7 protein-coding genes and 1 pseudogene are annotated in these 9,174 nt (G+C 72.1%); 7 read left to right on the top strand and 1 reads right to left on the bottom strand.

The features are described 5' to 3' along the window. Positions 1–598, bottom strand: a pseudogene (locus tag ABD976_RS29105) (hypothetical protein); the annotation flags it as partial. A 507-nt stretch (positions 599–1,105) separates the two neighbouring features. Between ABD976_RS29105 and ABD976_RS29100 the strand changes: the two are divergent. The 7 genes from ABD976_RS29100 to ABD976_RS29070 all read left to right on the top strand — a co-directional run. Next, complete coding sequence (locus ABD976_RS29100; protein ID WP_345368255.1) at positions 1,106–1,969, top strand: sigma-70 family RNA polymerase sigma factor; 864 nt, start codon at positions 1,106–1,108, stop codon at positions 1,967–1,969. Positions 1,970–2,010: 41 nt separating this feature from the next. Then, positions 2,011–2,373 carry a pilin gene (locus ABD976_RS29095; protein WP_345368254.1) on the top strand — a complete coding sequence of 121 codons (363 nt, stop codon included), beginning with the start codon at positions 2,011–2,013 and terminating at the stop codon, positions 2,371–2,373. Between the two features lies 1 nt (position 2,374). Continuing rightward, on the top strand, positions 2,375–3,301 hold the full coding sequence (locus tag ABD976_RS29090) for a TrbL/VirB6 family protein (protein ID WP_345368252.1): 927 nt from the start codon (positions 2,375–2,377) through the stop codon (positions 3,299–3,301). 32 nt (positions 3,302–3,333) lie between these two features. Further along, positions 3,334–4,245, top strand: coding sequence for a hypothetical protein (locus tag ABD976_RS29085; RefSeq protein ID WP_345368251.1), 912 nt, complete (start codon positions 3,334–3,336; stop codon positions 4,243–4,245). Next, complete coding sequence (locus ABD976_RS29080; RefSeq protein ID WP_345368250.1) at positions 4,242–5,282, top strand: PrgI family protein; 1,041 nt, start codon at positions 4,242–4,244, stop codon at positions 5,280–5,282. The genes ABD976_RS29085 and ABD976_RS29080 overlap by 4 nt, the downstream gene beginning before the upstream one ends. Next, positions 5,282–7,153 (top strand): VirB4 family type IV secretion system protein, encoded by a 1,872-nt coding sequence (locus ABD976_RS29075; protein ID WP_345368249.1) that lies wholly within the window; start codon positions 5,282–5,284, stop codon positions 7,151–7,153. Before ABD976_RS29080 ends, ABD976_RS29075 begins: the two co-directional genes overlap by 1 nt. Positions 7,154–7,185: 32 nt before the next feature. Then, on the top strand, positions 7,186–9,174 hold a 1,989-nt coding region (locus ABD976_RS29070; RefSeq protein ID WP_425570135.1), incomplete at its 3' end, for a type IV secretory system conjugative DNA transfer family protein.

Raw genomic sequence — 9,174 nt, 5'->3', positions numbered from 1 at the left:
CCACGAGGAGCCCGCCCGCCTTCAGACGCCGGGCGGCGTGCAGGGCGACGAGATCGCCCACGGCGTCCCCGGCCTCGGCCGGGTCGAGTCGGGTGATGATCAGGTCGAGGTCGGCAGCCGGGGCCTCGGAGGAGTGGGGATCGGCGGCCGTGATGGGGGCCGCGCAGTGGGCGTCGGTGGTGATGAGTCCGGCCCAGAACGGAGCCGAGCCCGTGCCTGCCGAGCGCGGTGCGGGCAGGTACTCGAGCACGCTGGTGCGTCCGAGGTGCTCGATCGCGGCGAGGGCGTCGTCGGCCTGCTCATCGAGCTCGGGCGCCCCGTCGCCGGTGGGCCAGGGCAGCAGGCCGACCCGGGTGCCGTGGTGGGAGAAGGCGGTCACGATCTGCCGGATCAGGGCGGGGGGCCATGCCAGCGCCGGGTCGATGACGGCGTGGGGCGCCCACACCGAGGCCGGGGCGGCCTCGGCCGCACTGCGGGGGCGTTGCGTGCGAGCGCCCCGCTGGTTCGGGCGGTGCGCGGGGGTGCGGGTCGGGGCTCCGGGATAGGGCCGGGGGTCCTCGCCGCGGCGAGAACGGGAGGGCGGGTTCGGCGTCGGCATCAGGCGTCCTTCCCATCGGAGGGGATGCGGGGCGAGCAGCGGGTGCTGCCATCCCTGAACTCCGGGAAAAGGCGTCGGATGGGACACAAGACCACGGCACTTTTTTCGCCGGGCACCGCCGATGGTGCCCGGCAGCCAGGAAAGGCGGTGGTGAGGCGCCGATGCATTCGCACTCGGGCTGATCGCTCTATCGGATCTACAGTGATCCCCGGAAAAATTATCCGTGGATCTTGGTAAGAGCCGCCGGAACGGGCTGGAGGTGTCCGGCCACAGCTCTTACCGGCGGGGTACCGGGCTCTAACAGTGCAGGGTATGCCGGTGGTGGCGGGATCTTCGCCACGGCGCGGCGGGCGTGGAGTGGCGAGCGCCGCTGATCACGACAAGTGGGAGCGGCAAGTGTCCGGTACCTGCCCGGAATGAATCTGGTCAGCATTCGGTACCACTCCGGTACTGCCTCGCGTGGCTTTCTTGCGGTCGTTCTCCGCTCGTTTCTCGGGAGGCCCCGCGATGGACCGCATCCACCACGACACCGACCTTTCCGGCGAGGGCGCTTTGGACACCGCCCGCCGCGCCTTCACGTTTCTCACCACCGGCCCGCATCCGCTCGCGCTCGATGGCCGGGAATTCTCCGGACTTCCGCCGCGCATGGTCGGCTTGGGCGAGGTCCGCGACCGGCTGCTGCACCGACAGTGCCCGTTGGCGCTGCGCGATCGGGTCTGGACGCACCTCGTGTCGCGTTCCCGGGCCGAGGGCGGGGCGTGGACGGTGGCATGCGCGGGGGTCGCGTTGCCCGCGCTGACCACGATCGCCGCCCGGCTCTCGGCCCGGTTCGCCGCCGACCCGGCCGACCTGCACTCGGCCGTGCTCGCCGGGTTCCTGGCCGGTGTCGCCGAGATCAACCTCGACCGCCCGGGGATCATGAACCGGCTCCGCTGGGCCGCGTTCCGGGCCGGGCACGCCGCCCTCCGCGAAGCCCTCGACGCCCCCGCCCCGTCCACCGAGACACCCACCCGCGCCCCCAGTGGTGATCGGGCACGCGCTGCCGAGGCGGGTCATCCGGATTTCGTGCTGGCCGGGGCCGTCGCCGCCGGGGTGGTAACCGCGCAGGAGGCGGAGGTGATCTCGGCGACCCGGCTCGACGGCCAGCCGCTCAGACGCGTGGCCGCCGAGCGCGGGGTGTCCTACGAGGCGCTGAAGAAGCAGCGAGCGCGGGCCGAGCACCGCCTCGCCGACCACCTCCAGCACCGCGGCGAGCCCCCAATTGGTCCGGGCCTCCGGTCACGCTCAGTGACTCGACGGCAGGCCGATCGAGGTGAGGAACCCGGCGACGCGATGTCCCATTCCGGCTTCCGGACCGGAGTTCAGAGGTGACCCCGACCGCCCTTGCCCGCCTTCGCACCGGAGGTAGCTCCATGCGCACCACACCCCACCGCCACCGCAGCCGCCGGGTCCGCCGAGCGGCGTGCCTCGTGATCGTCATGCTCTGCGCCGGGCTCGCCGTCGCCCACGGGGCCAGCGCCGAGACCACGCACGTGGTCGCGGTGGCCTCGCTCGACCAGGTGCTGACCAACATCCGGAACTGGATCATGGGGATGCTCGCGCTGGTCGCGACGGTGTTCCTGACCATCGGCGGTGTCCGGTACCTGCTGGCCAACGGTGACCCGGGTGAGGTGGAGAAGGCCAAGAGCGCGTTCCGCAACGCCGCCTTCGGCTACATGCTCGCCGCCCTGGCGCCGGTGATCGTCGACATCCTGCGCGGACTCGTCGGAGTCTGAGATGACCGAGCGCCGCTTACTCCGGTCGCACCTCGTGCTTGTGCTGGTCTCGGCTGCTCTGTGGGTGCTCGGCGCCGCCGCTGCCGCGCAACCCGCACCACCGGCCCCGGCCCCGGCCCCGGCTCCGGCTCCCGCGCCGAGCCCGAGTCCGGCGCCGGAGACGGCGCCGCCGCCGCCGGAACCGCCGACCCGGCCTCCGCCGGAACCGGCCGGGGAATGCGGGTTCACCAACATTCCGGCCTGTGTTTCCGAGGCGATCGAGGGCTTCTTCACAGACCTCGTCACGCCGGGGTTGAACGAGGTGCTCGGGTTGCTGGGGGAATCGCTGCTGGTGACGCCGAAGCTCGACGAGATTCCGGTGATCGGGGAGATCTGGGAGCAGTCCCGGCAGGCCGTGCTCGTCTCCTACGCGACGGTCGTCCTGATCGCCGGGCTGCTCGTCATGGCGTACCAGACGATGCAGACCCGCAGCTCCATCAAGGAGATCCTCCCGCGCATTCTGGTCGGTTTCCTCGCCGCGAACCTGTCCCTGCTGGTGGCCGGGCATGCGATCGATATCGCCAATGCGCTGTCGCGGTCGATCCTGGGGAGCAATCTCGACCCGGAGCAGGCCGGTCAGGCGATGGCCGACACGCTCACGCACGATCTCGACGGCGGAAGCCTGTTCCTGTTGTTCGTCGCGTTGGCGTTGCTGGTGATGATCGTCGTGGTGCTGGTGACCTACGTGGTGCGGGTCATGCTCACCATCATTCTGCTCGTCGCCGCGCCGCTGCTGTTGATGTGCCACGCGCTGCCGCACACCGAAGGCATCGCGGCGTGGTGGTGGAAAGCCTTCGCCGGAACCCTGCTGATCCAGATCGGCCAGTCTTTTGCGCTCGTCACCGCGATGAAGCTGTTCTTCCTTCCCGGCGGCATCACCCTCTTCTGACATTCCTGTACTGCCGTGTCTGGTGGTGTGCGATGTTCCATTTCCTCGTGGCGCTGTCGTTGTGCTACGTGCTCATCAAAATCCCGTTCTGGGTGCTCAGCTCCATCAAAGGCCGCGGGACGTCGTTGATCGGCGGACTCGTGAAAGGCGCGATCGCTTACAAGACGTTCGGGCTCCTCTCCGGCGGCAATGCTCGCGGCGGTATCCGGAAAGCGACGCCGCGCGGGAAGGCCGTTTCGGTCGAGCGGGACGATCCCTACGCGAAAGCGCGCGCCGATTCTCAGGGGCAGTACCTGCTGCCGCTCGGGACTCTGAAGCGGCGCCCCGCGACGCGCAAGCCAGCGGCCTCACCGCCTCGATCACGCGGTGGTCCGGACCGGCAGTTGAAGCTCCCGCTAGACGGGGAATGGCCGGAGAACAAGCCGGTGCTCCAGCGCGATGGCCAGTACCGGCTGGCGATGCCCGTGAGGCACCACGCCCACCCGCCAGTGCCACCGGTTGCCGAGCCGGGGAGACCGGGGCGGTCGAGGCAGATGTCGTTTCCGGTGAGCGGGGAATGGCCGGAGAACAAGCCGCGGGTGGGCAAGGACGGCCAGTACCAGCTTCCGCTCGCGGTGCGGCGCCAGCCGCGGCCCGCCCCACCACCGCCACCTGCGGCACCGCCGCCCGCCGGGCGTAGTCGGCAGTCGGAGCTGCCACTGGGCCAGGACTGGCCGGAGAACGGGCCCCGGCTCGGCAGGGACGGCCAGTACCGGCTGTCGTTGAACGTGCGCCGCCAGCCACCGCCTCGGCCTCCCCGTCCCGCCGACACCGCGAACCCGCCTGCTCCGAGTCCGCCGCCGAGCCGGGCACCACGTCCCCGCGCGGTGCAGCCGCCGTTGCCGCTGAAGAACCCGGCCCCGCGCCGTCCCCGTTCGCCCCGTTCTCCAGGAGGTCGCTCGTGACCACGCCGGTCAAGATTCCCGCCGACGTCGACATCGAGGACCGGGTCCTCGGTCCGCTCACCGCCCGGCAACTCGCATTCTTCGGCGCCACCGCTCTCGTCTTGTACCTGCTGTGGCGCGCCACCCGCACGGTGCTGCCCTGGCCCGTGCTGGCCGGGATCACCGTCGTGGTCGGTGGCGCGGTGGCGGTGCTGGTCCTGGGCACCCGCGACGGCCTGTCGCTGGACCGGCTCCTGCTGGCCGCACTCCGGCAACGCCTGCAACCCCGCCTGCGCCTCGCCAACCCTGAGGACATCCAACCCGCACCGGACTGGATCTCGACGCGGGCCGTGACCGACTCGACCGCCCGCCGCGGCGAGGCCACCGGACAGATCGGGTTGCCCGCCGAGGAGGTTTCCGAGGCCGGAGTGGTGAACCTGGGTCCGGATGGGCTCGCTGTGGTCGCGGCGTGTTCGACGGTGAACTTCGCCCTGCGGACACCGGCCGAGCAGGAGGCGCTGGTCGGGGTGTTCGCGCGGTGGCTGCACAGCCTGACCGCACCCGCGCAGATCCTCGTGCGCACCCAGCGACTCGACCTCTCCGCCCAGATCACCGACCTCGACCAGCGGGCCCCCACCCTGCCGCACCCCGCGTTGGAGGCCGCAGCCCGCGAGCACGCCGACTACCTCGCCGACCTCGCCGCGGGCAACGACCTCCTGCACCGCCAAGTCCTCCTCGTCCTGCGCGAACCACGTGCCTCGGTCACTTCGCGGACCGGGGTCGGTATCTGGCGGACTCGACGTGGCGGCCGGGACGCCGATGAGCGCAAGGGCGACGCCGAGCATCGGGCGGCCGAGGCGCGGCTGGCGCGGCGCCTGAACGAGGCGACCGAGCTGCTGCACCCGGCCGGGATCACGGTCACCCCGCTGGATGCCGAGCAGGCCACGGCCGTGCTGGCCTCGGCGTGCAACCCGGACCGCCTCGTCGACACGACCACGGATCTTGCCCCGCCGGACGGGGTCATCACCGCTGCCCGCGATGAAGGGGAGTGGTCGTGATGCGGAGAAGGACGGTCAGGGACGCAGGTCTGTCGACGGCGGCGTTCGTTCCGGACTCGGTGGTGGTCGGTGCGCGGCATGTGGAGGTCGGGTCGGAGCGGGTGGCCAGCTTCGCGATCACCGGCTTTCCCCGCGAGGTGCACCCGGGGTGGCTGGCGCCGCTGCTGACCTACCCGGGCCGGGTCGATGTGAGCGTGCACCTGGCGCCGGTCGATCCGGCCACGGCCGCCAAGGGGCTGCGCAAGCAGCTCGGGAAGCTGGAGTCCGGGCGCCGGCATACCGCCGAGCACGGGCGTCTGGCTGATCCGCAGGTGGAGGCCGCGACCGAGGACGCCTACGAGTTGTCGGACCGGGTGGCGCGCGGTGAGGGCAAGTTGTTCCGCGTCGGCCTCTATCTGACCGTCCGCGCTGCCTCGGAGCAGGTGTTGGCGGATGAGGTGCAGGCGGTGCGGGCGCTGGCCGCCAGCCTGCTGCTGGATGCCCAGCCCTGCTCCTACCGGTCGTTGCAGGGGTGGATCACCACGCTGCCGATGGGCCTGGACCTGATCGGGATGCGGCGGTCCTTCGACACCGCCGCCCTGGCGGCGGCGTTCCCGTTCACCAGCCCCGACCTGCCCGCACCCGACCCGGCCTCCCCGGCCGCGGCCGAGGGGGTGCTCTACGGCTACAACCTCGGCTCGCAAGGGCTGGTGCACTGGGACCGCTTCGGCCCGGGGATGCACAACCACAACGCCGTGGTCCTCGGCCGCTCCGGAGCGGGGAAGTCCTACCTGGTCAAGCTGGAACTGCTGCGCAGCCTGTACCGGGGCATCGAGGTCGCCGTCCTGGACCCGGAGGACGAATACACCCGCCTCACCCACGCCGTAGGTGGCACCCACGTCCCGCTCGGCGAGCCTGGGGTGCGGCTCAACCCGTTCGACCTGCCGGTCCACACCCGCGCGGACGGGCGCCGCACCGTCGCGCAGGACGCGCTGGCGCGGCGCTGCCTGTTCCTGCACACCGTGCTGACCGTGCTGTTCGGCCGCGACCTGTCGGCCGCCGAGCGCGCGGTGCTCGACCGGGCAGTCACGGCCACCTACCGGGCCGCCGGGATCACCGACGACCCCCGGACCTGGACCAGGCCCGCACCGCTGCTTCGGGACCTGCGCGAACACCTCGCCGCCGAGAACAACACCGACGCACGCACCCTCGCCGACGGGCTGCACCCCTACGTCGACGGCACATTCTCCGGGCTGTTCGACGGGCCCACCACCACCTGCCCCGACGGGCACCTGGTCACCTTCGGGTTGCGCGGGCTGCCGGAGGAGCTCAAGGCGATCGGCACGCTGCTCGTACTCGACGCGGTATGGCGCCGGATCTCCCACCCGGCTGACCGGCGACCCCGGCTGGTGGTGGTCGACGAGGCGTGGCTGCTGATGCAGCAGCCCGAAGGCGCCCGGTTCCTGTTCCGCATGGCCAAGGCCGCCCGCAAGCACTGGGCCGGGCTGACCGTGGCCACCCAGGACACCGCCGACGTGCTCGGCACCGACCTCGGGAAAGCCGTCGTGGCCAACGCCGCCACCCAGATCCTGCTGCGCCAGGCCTCCCAAGCCATCGACGAGATCACCACCACCTTCGACCTCTCCGCGGGCGAGCGGCAGTTCCTGCTGTCGGCCGACCTCGGGCAAGGGCTGCTGTCGACCGGAACCCAGCGCGTCGCCTTCCAAGCCCTCGCCTCCCCGGTCGAGCACCACCTCGTCACCAGCAACCCCGCCGAACTCGCCCACGACCAGGACGAGCACACCGCGACCACCCCCGACAGCCACGCAGAACCTGCGCCGGGGGAACTGCCGGTGGATGCCGACGGCGACATCGACCTCGGCTTCGCCTGACCTCGCCGCCTACATCACAAGAGGAGCCTGAAGTGGCCACACCACACGTGCCCGAGCCGCCCGAAGGCGGTTGGCTATCGGAGTACCTTCGCGACCCCGGCGAAGTTGCCCATTACGCGCTGTCCGTTGCGTTCGAGCTCGTCGGTACCTGGCCGATTGCTGTGCCTGCCGCGCTCGTGCTCGCCGCGGTGGGCTTCACGGCACGCGGCTGGTGGTGGCAGCGTCGCCATGCCGCGCTGGCGGGGCAGGCCCGGATGGTGACGGTGCTGGCGCCGCCGTCGGTGGATTCCGGCGGAGGTGCGGCGTTGTGGGCCAACCTCGTGGGGCTGCTGCGCCCGTCCTGGCGCCGCTGGGTGTGGGGCCAGCCGCACGTGGTCTGGGAGTACGCCTTCTCCGAATCGGGCACGGCGATCCGGATCTGGGTGCCCGAGGTGATCCCGCCGGGTCTCGTCGAGCGCGCCGTGGAAGCCGCCTGGCCCGGTGCCCACACCACGACCGAGCCCGCCGGTCCCGCGCTGCCTGAACCAGTGGCGGGGGAGCGGCGGGTCCTGGTAGCCGGGGAGCTGCGGCTCGGCAGGCCGGAGGCGCTGCCGCTGCGCACCCAGTTCGACTCCGACCCCGTGCGCGCCTTGCTCGGGGCCCCGGCCGGGATGGGCTCCCGCGAACACGCCTGCGTGCAGGTCCTCGCCCGCCCGGTCACCGGCCGCCGCGTGGCCCGCGCACGCCGGGCGGCACGACATCTCCAGCGCGGCCGTTCCCACCATCTCGCCGGGCGGCTGCTGGACCTGCTCACCCCGCACACCACCAGCCGCCGCCGCTCGGGGGCGCCGTCGCGGCAGCCGCAGCCCGACCCGCAGACGGCGCTGGCGTTGTCGGCGCAGAACCGGGCGATCGTGGGCAAGCAGCAGGGCGGCCAGTACGAGACCGTGCTGCGCTACACCGTCGCCACCGACCTACCGGCCGAGGCCACCGACGAGCAGCTGCGCACCGCCCGGGACGCCGCGCGCGGGCGGGCGCACGCGCTGGCGTCGGGTTTCGCGGTGTTGACCGACCACAACCATTTCACCCGCCACCGGCTCCACCGGCCCTCCCACGTGATCGCCCAGCGGCGGCTCGGACGCGGCAGCCTGCTGTCGGTGCGTGAGCTCGCCGCACTCGCGCACCTGCCCTACGACGACAACACCCCCGGCTTGCACCGCGCCGGAGCGAAAGCCCTCGCCCCGCCGCCCGGCATCGCGGGCACCGGGGACGCGGTGAAACCGCTGGGCGATGCCGATGCCGGGCACTCCCGGCCCGTGGGGCTGCGGGTGGCTGATGCCCGCCACCACCTGCACGTGCTGGGCGCGACCGGGTCGGGGAAGTCGACGCTGCTGGCGCACCTGCTGCTGGCCGATGCCGAGGCCGGGCGGGGCCTGGTGCTGATCGACCCCAAGGGCGACCTCGCCACCGACGTCCTCGCCCGGCTGCCCCGCGACGCCGGGAGCAGGCTCGTGCTGTTCGACGCCGACAGCCGCGCGAAACCGCCCTGCCTGAACCCCCTCGATGGCGGGGACACCGACCTGGCCGTGGACAACCTGGTGTCGGTGTTCCGGCGGGTCTACGCGGCGTTCTGGGGTCCGCGCACCGACGACGTGATGCGCGCCGCCTGCCTGACCCTGCGGGCCCAGGCCGGTGTGTCCACCTTGGCGGATCTGCCGAAGCTGCTGTCCGAACCGGCTTTCCGCACCCGCGTCACCGCCCGGGTGAGCGATCCGGTGCTGCGCGGGTTCTGGCGCTGGTACGACGAACTCAGCGAGGCCGGGCGCAGCCAGGTCATCAGCCCGCTGATGAACAAGCTCCGCGCGTTCCTGCTGCGCCCCTTCGTCCGCGACGCCCTGACCGCCGGACCCTCCACCGTGGACATGACCCGGGTGCTCGACGAGGGCGGCATCTGCCTCGTGCGCATTCCCAAAGGCTCCCTCGGGGAGGAAACCACCCGCCTGCTCGGCTCCCTGGTCGTGGCCCGCACCTGGCAGGCCACC

The organism is Saccharopolyspora cebuensis (assembly GCF_039542665.1).
Taxonomy (GTDB): Bacteria; Actinomycetota; Actinomycetes; order Mycobacteriales; family Pseudonocardiaceae; genus Saccharopolyspora; species Saccharopolyspora cebuensis.
This window is presented reverse-complemented; position numbering and strand designations above follow the sequence as displayed.

What these genes read in the sequence shown, in the direction of transcription:
- ABD976_RS29100 (WP_345368255.1), top strand. Translation starts at nt 1,106, where the DNA reads ATGGACCGCATCCACCACGACACCGACCTTTCCGGCGAGGGCGCTTTG.
- ABD976_RS29095 (WP_345368254.1), top strand. Translation starts at nt 2,011, where the DNA reads ATGCGCACCACACCCCACCGCCACCGCAGCCGCCGGGTCCGCCGAGCG.
- ABD976_RS29090 (WP_345368252.1), top strand. Translation starts at nt 2,375, where the DNA reads ATGACCGAGCGCCGCTTACTCCGGTCGCACCTCGTGCTTGTGCTGGTC.
- ABD976_RS29085 (WP_345368251.1), top strand. Translation starts at nt 3,334, where the DNA reads ATGTTCCATTTCCTCGTGGCGCTGTCGTTGTGCTACGTGCTCATCAAA.
- ABD976_RS29075 (WP_345368249.1), top strand. Translation starts at nt 5,282, where the DNA reads ATGCGGAGAAGGACGGTCAGGGACGCAGGTCTGTCGACGGCGGCGTTC.